This window comes from Streptomyces sp. NPDC048353 (assembly GCF_055587165.1).
Window position 1 is genome coordinate 885,574 of sequence record NZ_JBVJGU010000002.1, and the last position, 22,790, is coordinate 908,363.

Here is a 22,790-nt window from a genome sequence, read left to right on the forward strand (position 1 = left end):
CGGCCCCGGAGCGACAGGTCACCGGTGGCCAGGGGCGGCCGTGGACGGGAATGTCAGCGGTCCCCGTTAGCCTCTTTGGAGTGACCGCACGCATCACCGACCCCGAGCAGCTCAAGGAGCTCCTCGGCATCCCGTTCACCCCGGAGCAGACGGCCTGCATCATCGCGCCGCCCGCCCCGCAGGTCATCGTGGCCGGAGCCGGTTCCGGCAAGACGACGGTGATGGCCGCCCGGGTGGTCTGGCTGGTCGGCACGGGCCAGGTCGCGCCCGAGCAGGTCCTCGGCCTGACCTTCACCAACAAGGCCGCCGGCGAACTCGCCGAACGCGTCCGCACCGCCCTCGTCCGGGCCGGCGTGACGGACCCCGAGGCCATCGACCCGGACAACCCCCCGGGCGAGCCCCGCATCTCCACGTACCACGCCTTCGCGGGCCAACTGCTCACCGACCACGGGCTCCGGATCGGCCTGGAGCCCACCTCCCGCCTCCTCGCCGACGCCACTCGCTACCAGCTCGCCGCCCGCGTGCTCCGCGAGGCCCCCGGCCCGTACCCCGCCCTGACCAAGTCGTTCCCCACCCTGGTCGGCGACCTCCTCGCCCTCGACGCCGAGCTGGCCGAACACCTCGTGAGCCCCCGGCGGCTGGACGCGTACGACGCCGGGCTCCTCGACGCCCTCTCCCGCGCCAAGCTCTCCAACGCCGACCTGCGCAAGGTGCCCGAGACCGCCGCCGCCCGCCGCGAACTGCTCGACCTCGTCGTCCGTTACCGCGCCGCCAAGCGCTCCCGGGACCTCCTCGACTTCGGCGACCAGATCGCCCTCTCCGCCGAACTCGCCACCACCCGCCCCGAGGTCGGCGCGATCCTCCGGAACGAATTCCGGGTGGTGCTCCTGGACGAGTACCAGGACACCTCCGTCGCCCAGCGGCTGCTGCTCTCCGGCCTCTTCGGCGGCGGCACCGGCCACGCCGTCACCGCCGTCGGCGACCCCTGCCAGGCGATCTACGGCTGGCGCGGAGCGTCCGTCGCCAACCTCGACGACTTCCCCGAGCACTTCCCGTACGAGGACGGAGCCCCCGCCACCCGCTACGCCCTCTCCGAGAACCGGCGCAGCGGCGGCCGGCTCCTCGACCTCGCCAACGGTCTCGCCGCCCCCCTCCGCGCCATGCACGCGGGCGTGGAGGCGCTGCGGCCCGCCCCCGGCGCGGAGCGCGACGGCACGGTCCGCGTCGCGCTGCTGCCCACCCACGCCGAGGAGATCGACTGGCTCGCCGACTCCCTCGCCCACCTCGTCCGCACCGGCAGGGAACCGGGCGACATCGCCGTCCTGTGCCGTACGGCCACCGACTTCCCCGCCATCCAGGCGGCCCTCGTCGCCCGGGACGTCCCCGTCGAGGTCGTCGGCCTCTCCGGGCTCCTCCACCTCCCCGAGATCGCCGACCTGGTCGCCGTGTGCGAGGTCCTCCAGGACCCGGGCGCCAACGCCTCCCTGGTCCGCCTCCTCACCGGCCCCCGCTGGCGCATCGGCCCCCGCGACCTGGCCCTCCTCGGCCGCCGCGCCCGGCTCCTCGTGCACCGCGAACGGGGCGACGGCGACGCCGACGCGCGCCTCGCCGCCGCCGTCGAGGGCGTCGACCCCGCCGAGGTCGTCTCGCTCGCCGACGCGCTCGACACCTTCCTCGACTCCGGCGGCGAGGACGACGGCCTGCCGTTCTCCGCCGAGGCCCGGGTCCGCTTCGCCCGCCTCGCCGCCGAGCTGCGCAGCCTGCGCTCCTCGCTCGCCGACCCCCTGATGGACGTCCTGCACCGGGTCCTCGCCACCACCGGCCTGGAGGTCGAGCTCTCCGCCTCCCCGCACGCCCTGGCCGCCCGCCGCCGCGAGACCCTCTCGAACTTCCTGGACATCGCGGCCGGCTTCGCCTCCGTGGACGGCGAGGCGACGCTGCTGGCCTTCCTCGGCTTCCTGCGCACGGCCGCGCAGTACGAAAAGGGCCTGGACAACGCCCTGCCGGGCGGCGAGAACACGGTCAAGGTCCTCACCGCCCACAAGTCCAAGGGCCTGGAGTGGGACGTGGTGGCGGTGCCCGGCCTGGTCGCCTCCCAGTTCCCCAGCGCCCGGGCCCGCGAGTCGTGGACCTCGCAGCCCCAGGTGCTGCCGCACGCCCTGCGCGGCGACGCCGCCACCCTGCCGGACGTCGACGGCTGGGACGCGGCCGCCCTGAAGGGCTTCAAGGAACGGATGCGGGAGCACCAGCACACCGAGGAGCTGCGCCTCGGCTATGTGACGTTCACCCGCCCGCGCTCCCTCCTCCTCGGCTCCGCCCACTGGTGGGGCCCGGCGCAGAAGAAGCCCCGCGGCCCCTCCGCCTTCCTCCACGACCTGTACGAGCACTGCGCGGCCGGGTACGGCGAGATCGAGGCCTGGGCCGACGAACCGGAGGCGGACACCGAGAACCCCTCCCTCGCGCAGTCCGCCAAGGACCACGCCTGGCCCCTCCCGCTCGACCCGGACTCCCTGGCCCGCCGCCGCCGGGCGGCGGAGCGGGTGATGGCCCTGCTCTGGGCCCCGGACGCGCTGCCGGCCCAGGCGCTCGCGCCCCGGGCGGCGGAACCGTCCGCGGAGGAACCCCTGTGGTCCGCCGAGGAACCCCTGTGGGACGACGCGGACGAGCCGCGGTGGCACGAGGACCCCTACGAGCACCCGTACGAGCATCCCTACGAGGAACCCTTCGGGGACGAGGAGCCGCCCCCGGCCGCGCCGGCACCCCCGGCCGCCGCCGAACCGCCGGTGGCGGCCCGCCCGCCGTCCGACGAGATCCCCGCCCCCCGCACCTCGAGGGACGACACCCCGGCCGAGCCCCGGCCCGCCCCCCGCACCCCCGCGCCCCCGCCCACCCTCACCCCCGAGGAACAGCGCACCCTCGCCTCCTGGGACCGCGACCTCACCACCCTCACCACCGAGTTGCGCCGGGCCCGCGCCACGACCCGCGACGTCCTGCTGCCCGCCTACCTCTCCGCCTCCCAGGTCCTCCGCCTCGCCGCCGACCCCGACGGCTTCGCCCAGGACCTGGCCCGCCCCATGCCCCGCCCCCCGCAGCCCGCCGCCCGCCGCGGCACCCGGTTCCACGCCTGGGTGGAGTCGCGGTTCGAGGAGCTGCCGCTCCCCATGCTCGGCCCGGACGAACTCCCCGGCGGCGAGGACTTCGCCGGCGAACCGGAGATCGCCGACGAGCGCGACCTCGACACCCTCAAGGACGCCTTCGCCCTCACCCCGTACGCCCATCGCACCCCGTACCGCGTCGAGGTCCCCGTCCACCTCTCGCTCGCCGGGAGGGTGGTGCGCGGCCGGATCGACGCCGTCTACCGCGACCCGGAATCCGGCGCGTACGAGATCGTCGACTGGAAGACCAGCCACCTGCGCACCGCCGACCCCCTCCAGCTCGCGATCTACCGCCTGGCCTGGGCCGAGCAGCACGGCCTCCCCGTCGACGAGGTCGCCGCCGCGTTCGTCTACGTCCGCACGGGAGACGTCGTGCGCCCCGCCCGCCTCCCCGGCCGCGCGGAGCTGGAGGACATCCTCCTGGGCGGAGCGCGGGAGGAGCGGCGGGACCCGGCCCCGCGAGGACACGGCGGCGGCCGGCGGCCCGGACAGGTGTACGGACCGCCGGGCGGAGCGGACCCGGACGCCGGATAGGCTCAGGAGCATGAGCGACACCCCGGACAGCGCCGTCCAGACCGCACGTACCCAGGCCGTACGCACGTACATCGGCCGGCACCGTGCCGCCTTCCTCGACGACCTCGCCGAGTGGCTGCGCATCCCCTCCGTGTCGGCGCAGCCGGCCCACGCCGGGGACGTCCGGCGCAGCGCCGACTGGCTCGCCGCCAAGCTCACGGAGACCGGGTTCACCACGGCCGAGGTCTGGGAGACCGACGGCGCCCCCGCCGTCTTCGCCTCCTGGCCCTCCGGGGAGCCCGACGCCCCCACCGTGCTCGTCTACGGCCACCACGACGTCCAGCCCGCCGCCCGCGAGGACGGCTGGCGGACCGACCCGTTCGAGCCGCACATCGCCGACGGCCGGCTGTACGCCCGCGGCGCCGCCGACGACAAGGGCCAGGTCTTCTTCCACACCCTCGGCGTCCGCGCCCACCTCGCCGCGACCGGCCGTACCGCCCCCGCCGTCAACCTCAAGCTCATCGTCGAGGGCGAGGAGGAGTCCGGCTCCCCGCACTTCCGCGATCTGGTCGAGGCCCACGCCGACCGGCTCGCCGCCGACATCGTGATCGTCTCCGACACCGGGATGTGGTCCGAGGACACCCCGACCGTCTGCACCGGCATGCGCGGGGTCGCGGACTGCGAGATCGAGCTGTACGGCCCCGACCAGGACATCCACTCCGGCGCCTTCGGCGGAGCCGTGCCCAACCCGGCGACCGTCGCCGGCCGGCTCGTCGCCGCCCTCCACGACGAGGACGAGCGGGTCGCCATCCCCGGCTTCTACGACGGCGTCACCGAACTCTCCGACGCCGAGCGCGCCCTGATCGCCGAACTCCCCTTCGACGAGGCCGCCTGGCTGCGCACGGCCAAGTCGCACGGCACCCTCGGCGAGGCCGGATTCTCCACCCTGGAGCGGGTCTGGGCCCGCCCGACCGCCGAGGTCAACGGCATCGGCGGTGGCTACCAAGGCCCGGGCGGCAAGACGATCGTCCCCGCCTCCGCCCAGCTGAAGCTCTCCTTCCGGCTCGTCTCCGGCCAGGATCCGGCCACGATCGAACGCGCCGTACGCGACTGGCTCGCCGCCCGGGTCCCCGCCGGGATCCGGTACGAGATCGTCTTCGGCGCCCCGACCCGGCCGTGCCTGACCCCGCTGGACCACCCGGCCCTGCAATCGGTCGCCCGCGCCATGAGCCTGGCCTTCGACGGCGCCCCGATCCGCTACACCCGCGAGGGAGGTTCGGGCCCCGCCGCCGACCTGAGGGACGTCCTGGACGCGCCGGTGCTGTTCCTCGGCATCTCCGTACCGTCCGACGGGTGGCACGCCCCCGACGAGAAGGTCGAGCTCGACCTCCTCCTCAAGGGCGTCGAGGCCACCGCTCATCTGTGGGCCGACCTGCCCGCTGCCCTCCCGGCAGCCGCCCCGCAGCGCTGAACGCCGAACCCACACACCGAACCGGGGGAGTTGGAAGCACCTGTGAGCAGCATGAACCACGAGACCGATACCGCGGCCCGACCGATCGGGCTCACCGCCCCCAGCGGCATCGACCGCGCGGCGCACCACCGTCTCGACGAGGCTTGGCTGGCCGCGGCCTGGAGCCACCCGAAGACCCGCGTCTTCGTCGTCTCCGGCGGCCAGGTGCTGATCGACGACACCCCCGACGGCCGCACCGAGCTGGTGATGACCCCGGCCTTCGAGGCCCCGGTCACCGAGACCCACCGCTATTTCCTGGGCACGGACGCCGACGGCGTCTCCTACTTCGCCCTGCAGAAGGACTCCCTGCCTGGCCGCATGGACCAGTCCGCCCGCCCGGCCGGACTGCGCGAGGCCGGTCTGCTGCTCTCGCCCCGCGACGCGGGACTCATGGTGCACGCCGTCGCCCTGGAGAACTGGCAGCGCCTCCACCGCTTCTGCTCCCGCTGCGGCGAGCGCACGGTCATCGCCGCCGCCGGGCACATCCGCCGCTGCCAGGCCTGCGGCGCCGAGCACTACCCGCGCACCGACCCCGCGGTGATCATGCTGGTCACGGACGAGCACGACCGCGCGCTGCTGGGCCGGCAGGTCCACTGGCCCGAGGGCCGCTTCTCGACGCTGGCGGGCTTCGTCGAGCCCGGCGAGTCGATCGAGCAGTCGGTGGCCCGCGAGGTCTTCGAGGAGGCGGGCGTCACGGTCGGCGAGGTCGAGTACGTCGCCAGCCAGCCCTGGCCCTTCCCCTCCAGCCTGATGCTCGGCTTCTTCGCGCGCGCCACGTCCTCCGAGATCACCGTCGACGGCGAGGAGATCCACGAGGCCCGCTGGTTCTCACGCGACGACCTGACGGCGGCCTTCGCGTCGGGCGAGGTCTTGCCCCCGTACGGCATCTCGATCGCCTCCCGCCTGATCGAGCTCTGGTACGGCAAGCCCCTGCCGAAGCCGGGCGACCCGGCCTGAACCCGTGGGGCGCCGCCGTCAGACGGCCCCGATGGCCGAAAAGAGCCCCCGCCCGGCAGCGCCGGACGGGGGCTCCTTCGTACGCGCGCGACGTCCGCTCAGACGCCGACCTTCTGCTTGACCTGGGCGAGCGACGGGTTCGTCAGCGTCGAGCCGTCCGGGAAGAGCACGGTCGGTACGGTCTGGTTGCCTCCGTTGGCCTTCTCCACGAACGCGGCCGACTCGGGGTCCTGCTCGATGTTGATCTCCGTGTACGCGATGCCCTCGCGGTCCATCTGGCCCTTCAGCCGACGGCAGTAGCCGCACCACGTGGTGCTGTACATCGTCACAGTGCCCTGCATGACCTGGCGCTCCTCTGTTCGCGGATGGGTGCCGAGGGGGAGAACGTACGCGCTCGCCCGACCATTCCCGGCGCCCCGGGCCGCGACCGATTCATATGACCGGCGCCCCGGGCCTGTGGACGACGCGCCGCACGCACCCCGCCGAACCTGGCAGCATGGCGGGGTGACAGCAGCAACGCACTCCACTCTCTTCCCGCGGGTCCCGGACTCGGCCGACGCGGTGCTCGACGGGCTCGACCCCGAGCAGCGCGAGGTCGCCCTGGCCCTGCACGGCCCGGTGTGCGTGCTGGCGGGAGCCGGCACGGGCAAGACGCGGGCCATCACCCACCGCATCGCCTACGGCGTGCGGGCGGGCATACTCCAGCCCGGCAGTGTGCTGGCCGTCACGTTCACCAACCGGGCCGCCGGCGAGATGCGCGGCCGGCTGCGCGAGCTCGGCGCGGGCGGCGTCCAGGCGCGCACCTTCCACTCCGCCGCGCTGCGCCAGCTCCAGTACTTCTGGCCGAAAGTCGTCGGTGGTGATCTGCCCCGGCTCCTGGAGCGCAAGATCCAGCTGGTCGCCGAGGCCGCCGCGCGCTGCCGCGTCCGGCTCGACCGGAACGAGCTGCGCGACGTCACGGGCGAGATCGAGTGGGCGAAGGTCACCCAGACCGTCCCCGCCGACTATCCGGCGGCCGTCGCGAAGTCCGTGCGCGAGGCCCCCCGGGACCCGGCGGAGATCGGCCAGATCTACGCCATGTACGAACAGCTCAAGCGCGACCGCTCGGTGATCGACTTCGAGGACGTGCTGCTGCTCACCGTCGGCATCCTCCAGGACCGGCACGACATCGCCGACCAGATCCGCCGCCAGTACCAGCACTTCGTGGTGGACGAGTACCAGGACGTCTCCCCGCTGCAGCAGCGCCTGCTCGACCTGTGGCTCGGCGACCGGGACAACCTCTGCGTCGTCGGCGACGCCAGCCAGACGATCTACTCCTTCACCGGTGCCACCCCCGACCACCTGCTGAACTTCCGCACCCGGCACCCCGACGCCACCGTCGTGAAGCTGGTCCGCGACTACCGCTCCACCCCCCAGGTCGTCCACCTGGCCAACGGCCTGCTCAGCCAGGCGCGCGGCCGCGCCGCCGAGCACCGGCTGGAGCTGATCTCCCAGCGCGACCCCGGCCCCGAGCCCGCCTACAGCGAGTACGCCGACGAGCCCGCCGAGGCGGAGGGCACCGCCCGCCGCATCCGCGACCTGATCGCCGCGGGCGTCCCGGCCGGCGAGATCGCCGTGCTCTACCGCATCAACGCCCAGTCCGAGGTCTATGAGCAGGCCCTCGCCGACGCCGGCGTGCCCTATCAGCTGCGCGGCGCCGAGCGCTTCTTCGAGCGCCAGGAGGTGCGCGAGGCCGGCATCGCCCTGCGGGGCGCCGCCCGCGCCGGGGGGAACGACTCGCTGCTCGACGACGCCGAGGACCTTCCCTCCCAGGTCCGGGCGGTGCTCTCCACCAAGGGCTGGACCACCGAGCCGCCCGCCGGCTCGGGCGCCGTCCGGGACCGCTGGGAATCGCTCGCCGCCCTCGTCCGGCTCGCCGAGGACTTCGCCCGCGCCAAGCCCGGCTCGACCCTCTCCGACCTGGTCGCCGAGCTCGACGAACGGGCCGCCGCCCAGCACGCCCCCACCGTCCAGGGCGTCACCCTCGCCTCGCTGCACGCGGCCAAGGGCCTGGAGTGGGACGCCGTCTTCCTGGTCGGCCTCACCGAAGGCATGATGCCGATCACGTACGCCAAGACCGACGAGCAGGTCGAGGAGGAGCGCCGGCTGCTGTACGTCGGCGTGACCCGCGCCCGGCTCCACCTCTCGCTCTCCTGGGCGCTCTCCCGGGCTCCGGGCGGCCGCGCCTCCCGGCGCCCCAGCCGCTTCCTCAAGGGGCTGCGGCCGGGCTCCGGGCCCCTCGGGGCGGCGGGCGCGGGCGGTGGCGGCTCGGTCGACCGGGGGAGCGGCGGCGGTCGCCGCAAGCGGCGCGGCCCGGTGCTGTGCCGTGTCTGCGGTGCCACGCTCACCGAGGCGGGCGAGATGAAGCTGATGCGCTGCGAGGGCTGCCCCTCGGACATGGACGAGGCGCTGTTCGAGCGGCTGCGTGAATGGCGCTCCGACCAGGCCAAGGAGCTCGGGCAGCCGGCGTACTGCGTCTTCACCGACAAGACGCTGATGGCGATCGCCGAGTGCGTCCCGTCCAGCGATGGCGAGCTGGCCTCGATCTCCGGCGTGGGCGCCCGTAAGCTGGACCGGTTCGGCGCCGCCGTCCTGGCCCTCTGCGCGGGCGAGGAGCCGGGCGAAGAGGCAGGTCAGGCGCCTGTAGGAGTCGACGAGGGACCCTGAGGAAAACTCGTCGGAAAAATAGTTTGCGTACGCCCCGTCAAGCCCCATAGGTTCTTAACCACGGAAACAGCGGCTTCTTCGAAGCCCTGTCTTCGTGCTGTACTTGTCCAAATAAACATGAGGGTCCGGCTCACACCGAGCCCTCCGAGACGCCGAGAGGAGGCGATTCCAGTGATCAGCAACATCAACGGCACCAACGTCAGCTTCGTCAGCACCGACAAAATGACCGATCGCTCGGTCGTCTCCACCTGCTCGCTCGTCGTCTCCGGTTCGATCCTCATTGGCAGCGGTCTTCCTGGCACCGGTATGTCCGGCGCTGGCCTGGCCGGTGCCGCGGCCCTGCGGCCCGCGGCCCTCCTGGCGGCTCTTCCCGTCATGGAGCGCAATGAGCGACCGACCAAGGCACTGGAAGCAGGAGTAGCAGCAGGCAAGGCCACGGCCTATGGCTTTGCGGCGACCGGTGCCGGAACCCAGCAGCAGACGCACCACCACACGATGTGGGCCTTCCGTGGGCTCGAACCCTGGAGTGATCCAGCCTGATCTTCGATCAGGCCGGCGCCTTCAGGGCCGCGGAACCCCACCCGGGATCCGCGGCCCTTCTGTTTGTCCCCGAACGGGGATGACGGAGCGAAGGGGCCTCGGGACGAAGCAAGACCCGGTACCAGCCGAACCCCCGGCCAACAGGCCGGAACAACAGACGAGGAAAGACACCCCGTGCAACTCGAAGCGCACGCCCCGTCCGTACCGCCTTCCGAAACGATCCCCCCGCCCGGCCTCACGGAGGACTCCACCTTGACCGCGCTCACCCCCCTCACCGCGCTCACCGCGCTCGACGACGCCATCGAGAACCTCGGCGTACCCGTCCCGTGCCGTTCGTTCGACCCGGAGGTCTTCTTCGCCGAGTCCCCGGCCGACGTCGAGTACGCCAAGTCGCTGTGCCGCACCTGCCCGCTGATGGAGGCCTGCCTCGCCGGCGCCAAGGAGCGGCGTGAGCCGTGGGGTGTGTGGGGCGGAGAGCTCTTCGTCCAGGGTGTCGTCGTCGCCCGCAAGCGGCCGCGTGGCCGTCCGCGCAAGAACCCGGTCATGGCATGAACATCACCGGAACCATCGACCGACCCCTCACGCACGATCCCCAGAAGCAGGCCCCGATGACCTCTTCCACGAGCGAGCCGTCCGGCTCCGCCACCCCTGACGTTTCCATCACCGGCGCGAACGCCTCGCGTCAGAACAGGACCCGCGAAATGCAACTCATCCCAGAAGCCCTGGCTCGTGCGCATATGCACGACCGCCTGCGGGAAGCCGACGCGGAACGCCAGGCCCAGCGCCTGGTCGCCGCCCGGCGGATGCAGCGGCGCGCCGAGCGCGTCTCGCTGCGCGCCCGGCGCGCGCTGGCCATGGCCGTCATGAACTGACTTGGAAGAACCCCGCGGGGGCCGGTCCGAACGGACCGGCCCCCGCGGTGCGTTGCCGTACCGCCGGCGCCTCCGCGGGACTATCGTCACCCCCGTGACAGACGCCCGGACACCCGAGGAGCCCGTCGTGTGCGCCCACTGCGGCAAGACCGCGGAGGAGCTGCCGGTGACATGGACCTGGTCCCTGGAGGACGGCACCCGCCGCTACCTCTGCGACACCTGCGCCCGAGAGAACATCAGGTCCATCGAAGGACGCCTCGACTCCACCTGGTGGTGAGCGCCCGCCGCCCTTCCTCTCACCCCTCCGACCTTCGCCCCTCCGACGTTCACCCATCCGTCGGCTCCTCCTGCTCGGCGAGGAAGCCGGGCAGCCACTCCTCCAGCTCGTCGCGCAGCCGCACCGTCGCGTTCAGCTGACAGAGCACGCCGATGGTGCTCAGCGTCACCCGGTGGATGAGCAGATAGGAGGGCGGCAGATTGAGCTGCTTGCCCAACTGGTGCGCGGGGGAGCGGAGGTCGGCGATACGGGCGGCCTGGGCACGCAGCCAGCCGCGGGAGAACCCGAAGGCGTCCACCTCGGCCGGTTCGATGATCGGCAGGAGGTACGCGAGGACCGCGTCCGGGTCGAGCTCGATGGACTCCTTGACGAACCCCTCCTCGCGGAGCGTGGCGTAGACGCTCTCGGCGTCGCCGTCCAGCGTCATCCGCAGACAGGCGCCGATCGTCTCGGGCAGGCCGCCCGGCAGCCGGTCCACCGTGCCGAAGTCCAGCACCCCGAGCCGCCAGCTCTCCGGACCGCCGTCGTCCCGGGTGTCCGGGCCGCCCGGCAGCAGCCGGAAGTTGCCCGGGTGCGGGTCGGCGTGCAGCAGGCCGGTGCGGGCCGGGCCGGAGAAGAGGAAGCGGGCGAGCAGCTGACCGGCCCGGTCGCGCTGCTCCTGGGTGCCGTCGGCGATCACCTCGGAGAGCGGGATCCCCTCGATCCACTCCGTCACCAGCACCTGCTCCGACTGGTGCACCACCGCCGGCACCACCACGTCCGGATCGTCGGCGAACTCCTCGGCGTGCGCCCGCTGGGACTCCGCCTCCAGGGCGTAGTCCAGCTCCTCGGAGACCCGGTCGCGCAACTCGGTGATCAGCGGTTTGATGTCCATCCCGGGAATCAGCGGGCCGAGCAGCCGCGCGAACCGGCTCAGTTGCGCCAGGTCCGACAGGAGCGCCTCGCCCGCCCCGGGATACTGCACCTTGACCGCGACCTCACGGCCGTCGTGCCAGACCGCACGGTGCACCTGCCCGATCGAGGCCGCGGCCGCCGGCTTGTCCTCGAACTCCAGGAACAGCTCCCGCCACGCCTCCCCGAGCCGCTCCTCCAGCACTCCGTGCACGGTCCGCGTCGGCATCGGCGGCGCGGCCTCCTGCAGTTTGGTGAGCGCCGCCCGATAGGGCCCCGCCACCTCCTCGGGGAGCGCCGACTCGAAGACGGACAGGGCCTGCCCGAACTTCATCGCCCCGCCCTTCAGTTCGCCGAGGACCTTGAAGAGCTGCTCGGCCGTGCGCTGTTGCAGCTCGCGGGCCACGATCTCGGCGGACTTGCCGCCGATCCGCTTGCCCAGGCCCCAGGTGGCCCGTCCGGCGAAGCCCAGCGGCAACGCGGCCAACTTGGCGGTCCGGGTGACCGCCTTTCGGGGAAGATCAGACATACGCCCCTCCAATTCCCAGACTGCGTGCCGCGCAGGACGGTGACCCCGCCATTGTGTCCTGCGCCGACCCGGCCCCCGAGGCGCGCTCCCCTTCTCTGTTACGTACGGCTCCGCACGGACACGCGGGATGCGGCCTCACCTGCTCCGCACGCCACTCGAGCACCGGCAGCGACACCTCCCACCGGGCGCCGACGGTCGCCGGCGACTCGCCGTCGAGGAAGGACAGCGCATGGGCGGCGGCCATCCCCGCGACGGCGGTCGCCAGTGACAGGTCGCAGGCCGGCAGCGCGTGGGGCGGGCCCGAGCGCCACTGGGCGAGCAGCCGCGGCCACACCGGCTCCCGGTCCGTGCGCTCCTCCTGCACGCACCGCGCGCACGCCGTCTCGCCCGGCAGCACCAGCGGGCCGACGACCCCGGTGGCCTCCAGCACCCCCGCGTAGAGGTGGGGGGTGCCGGTGGCCATCCAGCCGTGCGCCGGCACCGGGTCGGGGACGTACGCCCCGAGTCCGTCCCGAGGCGCCACCACGACCAGCGAGAGTCCCGGCTCCCGGCCGCTCTCACCCGGGCCGCAGGCCGCGGGCCGGGGCGCCCTGCCTCCCGGGGCGGCGGCGCGCACGAGCCGGCGCGCCGCCACCGCCCGCCGTTCGCCGACCGATTCGGCGGGCAGCCCGCCGGGCGACACCTCCCACGGCTCCACCGAGCCCGCGTCCAGCACCTCCACGCGGCCCACCCCGGACGCCGAGAGCAAGGCGGCGACGGCCGCGCCCACCCGGCCCGCCCCCCGCACCTGGACCCGCTGGGCACGCCGGGCGGCCAGCCGCCGTGCCGCCCCGTCCGGCTCGGGATGGACCACGGAAAGTGACGCGAGGTCGGCCCGCAGCGGATCGAGCGCCGGGTCCGCCCGCCCGGCCGCCCCGGGCTTCCCCGGGCGGTGCGCGGTGGCGTCCGCGATCAGCCCGGCCCGGGCCAGCCGGCCGAGCAGCGCCTCCAGCTGCCCCTCCGGCAGCCCCAGCGCCCGGGCCTCCGCGCGCAGCAGCTCGATGCCGCGGGTGCCGTCGAGCAGCTCCAGCAGGCTGCCGGTGGTCGTGTCCAGCGGCCCGACCAGGACCGCGTGCGCCGGTGTGGCCCCGAACTGCACGCTCTGCAGATTGCGCCAGGCGCGCCTCAGCGCCGGTTTCACCATCGGATGCATATCCGCCCCCGTGATCTCGACCCGTGATCTTGCTCTGCGATCACATTGCCCGGGAACGGCGACCGGCGGAAAAAGTTGTCCACAGCCCCGGGGTATTAGTCATTCAATTGGTGCGCCGCGTGACGGCATCACGGCCGAACCGACCCGGAGGCGGGACTTCCCCCGCTGACAGCGGGTAACGTCGGGCCCGTGCCCGCCGACCCACAGCGCAGCGTGACAAGGAAGCCGCCGCCCCGCGGCCCGGGGACCAGTGCGGTCGAGGTCCGCCGCAGCCCTCGGCGGAACAGGACCGTCTCCGCCTACCGCGAGGGCGACCGGACGATCGTGCTGATCCCGGCCCGGATGTCCGAGGCCGAGGAGCAGCGCTGGGTGTCGGTCATGCTGGACAAGCTCGCCGCCCAGGAGAGCAAGCGCGTCCTCGGCGACGCCGAGCTGAACGAGCGGGCCGAACGGCTCTCGGAGCAGTACTTCGACGGCCGGGCGCGCCCCGCCTCCGTGCGCTGGGTGACCAACCAGAACACCCGCTGGGGCTCCTGTACCCCGTCGGAGGGCAGCATCCGGCTGTCGCACCGGCTCCAGGGCATGCCCGAGTACGTCGTCGACTACGTCCTGGTCCACGAGCTGGCGCACCTCCTGGTGCCGGGCCACGGTCCCCGGTTCTGGCGGCTCCTGGAGGCGTATCCGCGCACCGAGCGTGCCCGGGGCTACCTCGAAGGCGTCGTCGCCGCCGACCGCCTGCCGCACCTCCCCGGCGCCCACGAGGAGTGACCGCGACAATCCTGTACCGAATGTGTACCGGCTTGGCTCAATGTCACAGACAGCCGTTAGCCTGACGCGACGCATTCACATTTCGGGATGGGGGACGGTCGTTACGCATGGCCAGGGAATTCCAACGCGGCCACAAGGCCAAGATCAGTGATCTGACACCGGGGACCGATCTGTACGTGGGTGTGCAGATCGCGGCGCCCGGGCTGTCCTTCGACATCAGCTGCTTCGGCCTCGACGCCGACGAGCAGCTCTCGGACGACCGGTACTTCATCTTCTTCAACCAGCCGAAGTCGCCCGAGGAGTCCATCCAGCTGCTCGGCGCCCAGTCCGGCGACACCGAGTCCTTCCGCGTCACGCTCGACCGCATCCCGGCGAACATCCACAAGCTGTCGTTCACGGCCACGATCGACGGCGCCGGCCAGATGTCGCAGATCGGCCCGGGCTACATCCGCGTGGTGGCGGGCGGCGAGGAGGTCGCTCGGTACGCCTTCACCGGCGCGGAGTTCACCACCGAGCGCGCCGTGATGCTCGGGGACTTCTACCTCAAGGACGTCTGGCGGTTCGCCGCCGTCGGCCAGGGCTTCGACGGCGGTCTGGACGCGCTGCTGCGGAACTTCGGCGGCGAGGTCGCCGAGGACCAGCCGGCCGCGCAGCCCCCGCAGGCCGCGCCGGGCTTCGGCGCGCCGGCGCAGGCCGCCGCCCCGCCCGCCTTCGGCGCCCCGGCCCCCGCGCCGCACGTGCCCCAGCCGGCCCCCGCGTTCGGTGCTCCCGCGCCGGCCCCGCAGGCCCCGGTGCACGCGGCGCCCACGATGGCCGCGCCCCTGGCCCCGCCGCCCGCGCCCGCTCCGGCGCCGTACGGTCAGCCGCCGCAGCCGCAGTTCGGTCAGGTCCCGGGCCAGACCGCACCGCCCGCCGCGCCGTCGCCGTACGGCCAGCCGGCCCCCGCCCCGTACGGGCAGCAGGCTCCCGCTCCTTACGGTCAGCCCGCGTTCGGCCAGCAGCCCCCCGCGGGTATGCCGCCGGCCGGCATGGGGGTCCCCCAGGGAGCCCCCGCCGCCGGTGCCGGGCTCGCCGCCGCGCTCCAGCCGTACAAGGAGACGGCGACCGGGGCCCGGTGGACCCCGCAGAACCAGCAGCTCATGCGGGTCGACCTCGCCATGGGCGGCGTGCCCGTCCTCGCCCGCCAGGGCAGCATGGTCATGTACCAGGGCAAAGTCGACTTCGGCCACAAGGGAGCCGGTTTCACCGGCCGGATCGTCGGCAACGCCACCGGCCAGGAGATGCAGCTGATGCGCTGTACCGGCCGCGGCCAGGTCTTCCTCGCCGAGGAAGGCGCCCACCTGCACCCGATCGAGCTGCAGGGCGACGGCATCTGCGTCTCCGCCGAGAACGTCCTCGCCTTCGACGAGTCGCTGCAGTACGAGGTCCGCAGGATCGAGGGCCACGGCATCCCCGGCGGCGCGCTGTTCACCATGCAGTTCCAGGGCACCGGCACGGTCGTGGTGAAGACCCACGGCATCCCCGTGGTGCTGCCGGTCACGCCGACCACCTTCGCCGACTGCAACGCCGTCGTCGCCTGGTCGTCCGCCTCGCAGGTGATCCTCTCCAGCCAGGTCCGGCTGCGCCGCAACGCGTACCCCGGTCACAGCGGGGAGACCGTCAACCTCCAGTTCCGGGGCGCCCCCGGCAACTTCATCGTCGTCCAGCCGTACGAGGTCTGAGGGAGCCCGAACCATGAACCAGCAACTCGCGGGCTTCGCCCCGACCCCGATGGCCGCCCGGATGGAGAACCACGGCCGCGCCATGCTCAAGGTCGCCATGGCCTCCGGCCAGGACCTGTACGCGCGCACCGGCTCGATGGTCGCCTACGAAGGCTTCATCACCTACGAGCCCAACCCGCCCGCCGTCCGCCAGGTCGCGCAGGCGTGGGCCACCGGTGAGGGCGCGCCCATCATGAAGTGCTCCGGCGACGGACTGCTCTACCTCGCCGACTACGGCGCGGACGTCGTCGTGATCAACCTGAACAACGACTCCCTGTCGGTCAACGGCTCCAACATCCTCGCCTTCGACGCCCACCTCCAGTGGGGCGTCGAACGGGTCAAGGGGCTGGCGAAGTTCGCCGGCCAGGGCCTGTTCAACGTCGAGATCGCCGGTACCGGCTGGGTCGCCCTGACCTCCCGGGGCACCCCGATCGTCGTCGACTGCGGCCGCGGCGAGGACGAGACGTACGTCGACCCGGACGCGCTCGTCGCCTGGTCGCCGGCGCTCAAGGTCAAGGGCAAGCGCAGCTTCAAGGCCTCCTCCCTGATCGGGCGGGGCAGCGGCGAGGCCTACCAGATGGCCTTCTCCGGCCAGGGCATCGTCGTCGTACAGCCGAGCGAGGACAGCACCGACCGCCTGCGGATCCGGGGCTGAGGGGGAGCGAGAACAACCATGCAGAGCCCGCTTTTCAACCACGCCGAACAGCAGAGCCAGGAACGGTACGTCGTCCAGAACCCGCAGCTGCTGCGGGTGGCGCTCACCGGCCAGGACGACATCCTCGCCCGCAAGGGTGCGATGGTCGCCTACCAGGGCCTCGTCGACTTCGACGGGGAGTACCAGACGCCCAGCCAGCGCCGGTCCCGCGCCAGGACCGGCGAGGGCCTCGACCTGATGCGCTGCTCCGGCCAGGGCACGGTCTATTTCGCCAACCTCGCCCAGTACGTCCACGTCGTGGAGGTCGAGCAGGAGGGCATGACCGTGGACAGCTCCTACGTCCTGGCGCTGGACTCGACCCTGCACACCGAGGTCATCGCCGTGGACAGCCAGTACGGCATCTCCGGCTCCGGGAAGTACCAGCTCAACATCTCCGGCCGCGGCAAGGTCGCCCTGATGACCTCCGGGCAGCCGCTGATGATGCACGTGACGCCCGACAAGTACGTCAACGTCGACGCGGACGCGATCGTCGCCTGGTCCACCGGGCTGCGGGTGCAGATGCAGGCGCAGACGACGAACTCCAACGTCCGCCGCCGCCGCGGCGACACGGGCGAGGGCTGGGAACTCAGCTTCCTCGGACAGGGCTTCGCCCTGGTCCAGCCCAGCGAGGTCATGCCGCCGCAGAACGCCGCCATCGGCCAGGGCCTCGCGGCCCAGTTCGGCGCGGGACAGCACGGCGCGCACGCGCAGAACCAGAACAACGCCTGGAACTGAACACCGCGCGCGTCAGGGGCGGTCGCCACGGCGACCGCCCCTGACACGCGTTCCGCACGCCCTCACGTCACCCCGCGCCGGCCGCGGGGAGGTTCGCTACAGCCGGGCGAGCGTGGCCTCCGTCAGGCGCACCACCGACGCGTCGGCGACGGCCGCCACCTCCTCGTACGCGTACCAGCGCAGGTCCAGCGACTCGTCGCTGATCTCCGCCACCGCGCCGGTCGGCGCCAGCGCGGCGTACTGCACGTCCAGGTGCCAGTGGCAGGGCGCGGGGATCGAGTGCCGGTCGAGCCGCACGGGGCCGCCGGGCAGCAGCGTCAGGCCGAGGATGCCGGACTCCTCCGTCGCCTCCCGCAGCGCCGCCGCGGCCAGTGTCGGATCCCCCGGCTCGCAGTGGCCGCCCATCTGCAGCCACATGCCGAGCTTCCGGTGCAGCGTGAGGAGGACCCGGCCCCGCTCAGGGTCGACCACCAGCGCGCTGGCCGTCAGGTGCCCGGCCCCGCACGCCTTCCACATGCCGTCGGGGTGGGCGTCCAGATGCTCCCGATAGACCCGGCGCAGCTCTTGCTGGGCCTCGTCCGCGCTGTCGTACGCCTTCAGGACGAGGCCGGCGTCTTCGTGCAGGCTCACGTCGCGTCGTCGCCCTTGCCGTCCTCGGAGCCGCCCTTGCCGGTCTCGCCCTCGTTCTTGGCATCGTCCTCGGCGTCGCCCGTGACGTCGCCCTTGCCGACGTTCCCGGTGCCCGCGCCGCGGTCGCGCTTGTCGGCCGCCTCGCCCAGCATCTTGTCCAGCTCCGAGAAGTCCAGCTGCTCGCGGTGGACGAAGCCGTCCGGGTCGTCCAGGTCGGACGCCGTCGGCAGCATGTCCGGGTGCTCCCAGAGGTCGTCGCGCGCGTCGACACCCCGTGCGTCGGTGAGCGAGGCCCACAGCCGCGAGGCGTCCCGCAGCCGGCGCGGACGCAGCTCGAGACCGATCAGCGTGGCGAAGGTCTGCTCGGCCGGCCCACCGCTCGCCCGGCGCCGCCGCAGCGTCTCCCGCAGCGCGCCCGCCGAGGTCAGCCGCGACTTGGCGGCCTCGTGGACCACCGCGTCGACCCAGCCCTCGACCAGCGCGAGCGCCGTCTCCAGACGGGCCAGGGCCGCCTTCTGCTCGGGCGTGTCCTCCGGCTGGAACATGCCCTGCTGAAGGGCCTCCTGCAGCTGCTCGGGATGGGTCGGGTCCAGCTGGCCGACCGCGTCCTCCAGCTTGGAGGTGTCGACCTTGATCCCGCGGGCGTACCCCTCGACCGCGCCGAACAGATGTGCCCGCAGCCACGGGACGTGAGCGAAGAGCCGCTGGTGGGCCGCCTCGCGCAGCGCCAGATACAGCCGCACCTCGTCCTTCGGGACGCCCAGGTCCTTGCCGATCGCCTCGACGTTCAGCGGCAGCAGCGCCGCCTTGCCGGCCGGCCCGAGCGGCAGGCCCACATCGGTCGAACCGACGACCTCGCCCGCGAGCGCGCCGACCGCCTGGCCGATCTGCTGGCCGAACATGGCGCCGCCCATGGAGCGCATCATGCCGATCAGCGGGCCCGCCATGGCCTGCATCTCCTCGGGCAGCACATCGCCCATCGCCGTGCCGACGCGCTCGGCGACCGGGTCGACCAGCTGCTGCCACGCGGGCAGGGTCGCCTCGACCCACTCCGCGCGGCTCCACGCCACGGCCGTGCTCGCCCCGGACGGCAGCGACGTGACACCGTCCAGCCACAGGTCGGCGAGGCGCAGGGCCTCCTCCACGGCCGACTTCTCGGCCGGGCCCACGCTCGCGTCCTTCGTGCCGTCGGCGGTGCCCTGCGCGACGACCTGTCGGGCGATCTGCTTGGCCATGTCCCAGTTGACGGGACCGCCCTCATAGCTCAGCATCTGGCCGAGCTGCTGGAAGGCCGCGCCCAGGTCGTTGGGGTTCAGCGAGCCGAACATCGCCGCGAACGGGTTGTCGGCGCCGCCCTGGCCGCCGGGCAGACCGCCGAACCCGAACGGATTGGCCCCGAACGGGTTGCCCCCGCCCTGGTCACCGGACCCCTGGCCACCTCCGGCGGGGTCCTTCTTCTTGCCCTCGTCGCCGTTCTCCGGCTCCTCCGGCGGAAGGCCGAATCCGAATGGGGTGTCACTCACAGGTTTCCTCGGCTCGTAGGGCCGTCGGCTTCCTGCCGACGGCGACTGCCCTTTTCTCCACACCACCAGCGTAGACATCCGGGCCGGATATGGGCTCGGTGCTCCGCCGGGCCGTGGCCTGCGGCAGGATGGACGCCACCTGGTACGTACGCGTCATTCGGGTACGTACTGAAGACAACCGCTGGAGACGCCCGGTGAGTTCCCCAGATCCTCAGGTTCGCGCAGCGCGAAACCACTCGACCCGGTCCGCCGGGCGCGGCCCCGTCGTCGCGGTCACCGGCGCCGCCTCCGGGGTCGGCGACCTGCTGACCAGGCGCCTTGCCGCGTCGGAAGAGATCAAGCGGGTCGTCGCCATCGACGAGCGGCGCGGCGAGGTCGCCGAGGCGCAGTGGCACATCCTCGACGTCCGCGACCCGGCCATCGCCGAGAAGCTGCGGGGCGCGGACGTGGTCGTGCACCTCGCCGTCGACCTCGATCTCGAATCCGACGCCGCCGCCCGAACGGCCTACAACGTGCGCGGCGCCCAGACCGTCCTCACGGCCGCCGCCGCGGCCGGGGTGCACCGGGTGGTGCTCTGCACCTCCGCGATGGTCTACGGCGCCCTGCCCGACAACGACATCCCGCTCTCGGAGGACGCCGAGCTGCGGGCCACCGCCGAGGCCACCGGTGTCGGCGACATGCTGGAGATCGAACGGCTCGGCCGCCGCGCGCCCCGTGCCCACCCCGGCCTCCATGTGACGGTGGTCAGGCCCGCCGTCCTGGTCGGCGGTACGGACACGGCCCTCACCCGCTACTTCGAGTCGCCCCGGCTGCTCGTCGTCGCCGGATCCCGCCCCACCTGGCAGTTCTGCCACGTGGACGACCTGGTCAGCGCGCTGGAGTACGCGGCGCTCGGCAAGGTCGAGGGGGAGTTCGCGGTCGGCTGCGACGGCTGGCTGGAGCAGGAGGAGGTGGAGGAGCTGTCCGGGATCCGGCGCATGGAGCTGCCCTCCGCCGTCGCCCTCGGCGCCGCCGCGCGGCTGCACCGCATCGGCCTCACCCCGTCACCGGCCGGGGACCTCGCCTACACCATGCACCCGTGGGTGGTGAGCGTCGGAAGGCTGCACGACGCGGGGTGGCGGCCCCGCTGGACCAACGAGGAGGTGCTCGCCGCGCTCCTGGAGGAGGTCGAGGGCCGGCACACCCTCGCGGGCCGGCGGCTCGGCCGCAAGGACGCGACGGCGGCCGGCGCGGCCGGTGCGACGGTGGCGCTGCTCGGCACGGCGGCGCTGGTACGGCGGGCACGGAAGCGGCGCGGCCTGTAGGACCCTCCTACGGAGGGTCGGGACAGCCGGTCGAAACCGCAATTCCGGGATGTCCGTGCGGTACGGCACCATGGGCACCATGGCACGCACCCACGACCACCCCGGCGAGCAGACCGCCGCCGACCCGATCAAGCTGCTCGCGATCCGGGAGTCCCCGCTCTCGGTCGACGAGGTCTTCCGGGCGGTGGGCGACGACGCCGCCGGCGGCATGACCCTCTTCGTGGGCACCGTGCGCAACCACGACGGGGGCGCCGACGTCGACGGGCTCGGTTATTCGAGTCATCCGTCGGCCGAGGCCGAGCTGCGCCGCGTCGCCGAGAAGGTCGTCGCCGACTATCCGGTCCGCGCCCTGGCCGCCGTCCACCGGGTGGGTGACCTCGGCATCGGCGACATTGCGGTCGTCGTCGCGGTCTCCTGCCCCCACCGCGGCGAGGCGTTCGAGGCCTGCCGCAAGCTCATCGACGACCTCAAGCACGAGGTCCCCATCTGGAAGCACCAGAAGTTCTCGGACGGCACAGAGGAGTGGGTCGGCTCCTGCTGAGCCTCGGGCACAGGACTGGGGGTACCCCCGGACGAATCCCGGCACAGACGACCGGCCCCCCGGATGGAGTACGCGGAAGCGTGGGGCGCGGCGGGCCGGGTAGGCGGAACGCCTGGCAAGCCGCCGCGCCGACGGACCGTAGCCGAACGCCCGATTTGCGTAACCGAGGCCCCGGCGGCAGCGTTGAAGCAGCGGATCGTTAATCTGCTGATCGGCCGCACGGCCGGTGCGGTCGCTCACGGGGATGGGAGGTCGGGATGGCAGCGCTCACTTGGTTGCTCATACCGCTTTTCGCAGTCGTCGGCTCGGCGATATGGGGAAGCTGGGCCTCGCGCGACAAGACCACCGGAGACGTCGCCGAACTCGCCGGCTACGCCCGCTTCCGGGACGCGATGGAGCGCTCCGCCGCCGGTACGACGGGCGAGCTGACCGAACTGACCGAGGTGGCGCCGACGGCTGCGTCGTCCGCCGTGCGCAGCAGCCACGTCTCCGGCTGAGGCCCCCTCCGCCGCCCGCCTCGTACGGACCCGCCCCACAGGTGCACTCACAGACCGGTCCCGTACTGTCGTTCCATGCCACGCCGCACTGCGACGATGCTCGCCTCCACCCTGGTCCTCATCACTCTGCTCTGTGTGGGCGTCTTTGTCCCGGTGCCGTACGCGGAGATGAGCCCCGGTCCCACGGTCAACACCCTCGGCGAGGCCCGCGGAGAGCCCGTGCTGCAGATCTCCGGTCGCCGGACGTACCCGACCGACGGGCACCTCAACATGACGACCGTCCGCGTCACCAGCGCCGACTACCGGATGAACATGGTCGAGGCGATCTACGGCTGGCTGGCCCACGACAACGTGGTGGTCCCCAAGGAGACCCTCTACCCGGACGGCAAGACCGAGGAGCAGTCGACCCAGGAGAACGCCGAGGAGTTCTCCCAGTCGCAGGAGAGCGCGAAGGTCGCCGCCCTCGGTGAGCTGGGCATCCCCGTGACCACCCGGGTCGTCGTCGCCTCCGTGGTGAAGGACAGCCCGGCCCAGGGTGTGCTGCACGCCGGAGACGTCATCAAGGCCGTCGACGGCGCACCGGTGAAGGAGCCCGGCGACGTCGCCGGGCAGGTGACCAAGCGCAAGCCCGGCGAGAAGGTCGTCTTCACGATCGTCCCCGCCAAGGACGCCGCCGCCGCGGAGAAGGCCGGCAAGGAGCCGACCACCACCCGCGAGATCACCCTGACAACCGCCAAGTCGAAGGAGGGGGACCGGGCCATCGTCGGCATCCAGGCCGGCACCGACCACGTCTTCCCCTTCACCGTCGACATCAAGCTCGCCGACGTCGGCGGCCCCAGCGCCGGACTGATGTTCGCGCTCGGCATCGTCGACAAGCTGACGCCCGAGAGCCTGACCGACGGCAAGTTCATCGCCGGCACGGGCACCATCGACGAGACGGGCAAGGTCGGCCCGATCGGCGGGATCGAGATGAAGCTCGTCGGCGCCAGGAACGCCGGCGCCCGCTACTTCCTCACCCCGGCCGACAACTGCGAGTCCGCCGCCTCCGACATCCCCGAAGGCCTCACCCTCATCAAGGTGAACACCATCAAGGACGCGACGGCGTCCCTGGAGAAGCTCCGCGCGGGCGACACCAAGGGCCTGCCCAGCTGCTCCACGAGCTGAGCCGCCCACCCCCGCACGCGAGGGGGCGCCCC

The 22,790-nt window shown here is 72.8% G+C and carries 21 protein-coding genes; 16 read left to right on the forward strand and 5 right to left on the reverse strand.

Features of this window, described 5'->3' with window-relative positions; translation table 11 throughout:
* The first annotated feature begins 80 nt into the window (after positions 1-80).
* The 3 genes from ACZ6RC_RS09430 to nudC are packed head-to-tail and all read left to right on the forward strand — an operon-like array spanning position 81 to position 6,135.
* Positions 81-3,689, forward strand: coding sequence for a UvrD-helicase domain-containing protein (locus ACZ6RC_RS09430; protein ID WP_469580397.1), 3,609 nt, complete (start codon positions 81-83; stop codon positions 3,687-3,689).
* 10 nt (positions 3,690-3,699) lie between these two features.
* The gene (locus ACZ6RC_RS09435) at positions 3,700-5,139 is read left to right on the forward strand and encodes a dipeptidase (protein WP_469580401.1); all 1,440 of its coding nucleotides are present in this window, start codon (positions 3,700-3,702) and stop codon (positions 5,137-5,139) included.
* A gap of 51 nt (positions 5,140-5,190) precedes the next feature.
* Entirely contained in the window at positions 5,191-6,135 is a 945-nt protein-coding gene (gene nudC / locus ACZ6RC_RS09440) for an NAD(+) diphosphatase (protein WP_391139675.1), read from the forward strand.
* Positions 6,136-6,233: 98 nt separating this feature from the next.
* Here the strand turns inward: nudC and ACZ6RC_RS09445 are convergent, their stop codons facing one another.
* Entirely contained in the window at positions 6,234-6,476 is a 243-nt protein-coding gene (locus ACZ6RC_RS09445; RefSeq protein ID WP_328905725.1) for a mycoredoxin, read from the reverse strand.
* 163 nt (positions 6,477-6,639) lie between these two features.
* On the opposite strand from ACZ6RC_RS09445, the gene ACZ6RC_RS09450 reads away from it, so the two are divergent.
* The 5 genes from ACZ6RC_RS09450 to ACZ6RC_RS09470 all read left to right on the forward strand — a co-directional run bounded on the left by ACZ6RC_RS09450 (position 6,640) and on the right by ACZ6RC_RS09470 (position 10,530).
* The gene (locus ACZ6RC_RS09450) at positions 6,640-8,841 is read left to right on the forward strand and encodes an ATP-dependent DNA helicase UvrD2 (RefSeq protein WP_469580404.1); all 2,202 of its coding nucleotides are present in this window, start codon (positions 6,640-6,642) and stop codon (positions 8,839-8,841) included.
* A 171-nt stretch (positions 8,842-9,012) separates the two neighbouring features.
* On the forward strand, positions 9,013-9,381 hold the full coding sequence (locus tag ACZ6RC_RS09455) for a hypothetical protein (RefSeq protein WP_391139334.1): 369 nt from the start codon (positions 9,013-9,015) through the stop codon (positions 9,379-9,381).
* Between the two features lie 174 nt (positions 9,382-9,555).
* A complete protein-coding gene (locus tag ACZ6RC_RS09460; protein ID WP_391139333.1) occupies positions 9,556-9,933 on the forward strand; it encodes a WhiB family transcriptional regulator in 378 nt (125 codons plus the stop codon).
* Complete coding sequence (locus ACZ6RC_RS09465; RefSeq protein WP_391139332.1) at positions 9,930-10,253, forward strand: hypothetical protein; 324 nt, start codon at positions 9,930-9,932, stop codon at positions 10,251-10,253. The genes ACZ6RC_RS09460 and ACZ6RC_RS09465 overlap by 4 nt, the downstream gene beginning before the upstream one ends.
* 94 nt (positions 10,254-10,347) lie before the next feature.
* Positions 10,348-10,530: a hypothetical protein gene (locus ACZ6RC_RS09470; RefSeq protein ID WP_391139331.1), complete on the forward strand. Its 183-nt coding sequence runs from the start codon at positions 10,348-10,350 to the stop codon at positions 10,528-10,530.
* Between the two features lie 49 nt (positions 10,531-10,579).
* Here the strand turns inward: ACZ6RC_RS09470 and ACZ6RC_RS09475 are convergent, their stop codons facing one another.
* Together ACZ6RC_RS09475 and ACZ6RC_RS09480 are read right to left on the reverse strand one after the other, a co-directional pair.
* A complete protein-coding gene (locus tag ACZ6RC_RS09475; RefSeq protein ID WP_469580409.1) occupies positions 10,580-11,950 on the reverse strand; it encodes an ABC1 kinase family protein in 1,371 nt (456 codons plus the stop codon).
* Positions 11,943-13,142 carry a TOMM precursor leader peptide-binding protein gene (locus ACZ6RC_RS09480; RefSeq protein ID WP_469580412.1) on the reverse strand — a complete coding sequence of 400 codons (1,200 nt, stop codon included), beginning with the start codon at positions 13,140-13,142 and terminating at the stop codon, positions 11,943-11,945. The genes ACZ6RC_RS09475 and ACZ6RC_RS09480 overlap by 8 nt, the downstream gene beginning before the upstream one ends.
* Before the next feature lie 189 nt (positions 13,143-13,331).
* On the opposite strand from ACZ6RC_RS09480, the gene ACZ6RC_RS09485 reads away from it, so the two are divergent.
* The 4 genes from ACZ6RC_RS09485 (at position 13,332) to ACZ6RC_RS09500 (ending at position 17,099) form a co-directional block, all read left to right on the forward strand.
* The gene (locus ACZ6RC_RS09485) at positions 13,332-13,910 is read left to right on the forward strand and encodes a M48 metallopeptidase family protein (RefSeq protein ID WP_391139328.1); all 579 of its coding nucleotides are present in this window, start codon (positions 13,332-13,334) and stop codon (positions 13,908-13,910) included.
* Between the two features lie 107 nt (positions 13,911-14,017).
* On the forward strand, positions 14,018-15,631 hold the full coding sequence (locus ACZ6RC_RS09490) for a TerD family protein (protein ID WP_469580415.1): 1,614 nt from the start codon (positions 14,018-14,020) through the stop codon (positions 15,629-15,631).
* A gap of 13 nt (positions 15,632-15,644) precedes the next feature.
* Positions 15,645-16,325, forward strand: a complete 681-nt coding sequence (locus ACZ6RC_RS09495; protein WP_391139326.1) for an AIM24 family protein — start codon at positions 15,645-15,647, stop codon at positions 16,323-16,325.
* Positions 16,326-16,343: 18 nt separating this feature from the next.
* The gene (locus ACZ6RC_RS09500; RefSeq protein WP_453613607.1) at positions 16,344-17,099 is read left to right on the forward strand and encodes an AIM24 family protein; all 756 of its coding nucleotides are present in this window, start codon (positions 16,344-16,346) and stop codon (positions 17,097-17,099) included.
* Positions 17,100-17,195: 96 nt separating this feature from the next.
* Here ACZ6RC_RS09500 and ACZ6RC_RS09505 read toward each other — a convergent pair whose 3' ends face one another.
* Together ACZ6RC_RS09505 and ACZ6RC_RS09510 are read right to left on the reverse strand one after the other, a co-directional pair.
* Positions 17,196-17,729 (reverse strand): NUDIX hydrolase, encoded by a 534-nt coding sequence (locus ACZ6RC_RS09505; protein WP_469580420.1) that lies wholly within the window; start codon positions 17,727-17,729, stop codon positions 17,196-17,198.
* Positions 17,726-19,252 (reverse strand): zinc-dependent metalloprotease, encoded by a 1,527-nt coding sequence (locus tag ACZ6RC_RS09510; protein WP_469580421.1) that lies wholly within the window; start codon positions 19,250-19,252, stop codon positions 17,726-17,728. Before ACZ6RC_RS09510 ends, ACZ6RC_RS09505 begins: the two co-directional genes overlap by 4 nt.
* Before the next feature lie 194 nt (positions 19,253-19,446).
* On the opposite strand from ACZ6RC_RS09510, the gene ACZ6RC_RS09515 reads away from it, so the two are divergent.
* From ACZ6RC_RS09515 to ACZ6RC_RS09530, 4 genes are all read left to right on the forward strand, one after another.
* Positions 19,447-20,556, forward strand: coding sequence for an SDR family oxidoreductase (locus ACZ6RC_RS09515; protein WP_391139322.1), 1,110 nt, complete (start codon positions 19,447-19,449; stop codon positions 20,554-20,556).
* 79 nt (positions 20,557-20,635) lie between these two features.
* Entirely contained in the window at positions 20,636-21,097 is a 462-nt protein-coding gene (locus ACZ6RC_RS09520) for a molybdenum cofactor biosynthesis protein MoaE (protein ID WP_469580424.1), read from the forward strand.
* 257 nt (positions 21,098-21,354) lie between these two features.
* Positions 21,355-21,594, forward strand: coding sequence for a hypothetical protein (locus tag ACZ6RC_RS09525; RefSeq protein ID WP_391139702.1), 240 nt, complete (start codon positions 21,355-21,357; stop codon positions 21,592-21,594).
* Positions 21,595-21,669: 75 nt separating this feature from the next.
* Positions 21,670-22,758 (forward strand): YlbL family protein, encoded by a 1,089-nt coding sequence (locus ACZ6RC_RS09530; RefSeq protein ID WP_453613620.1) that lies wholly within the window; start codon positions 21,670-21,672, stop codon positions 22,756-22,758.
* Positions 22,759-22,790 lie beyond the last annotated feature (32 nt).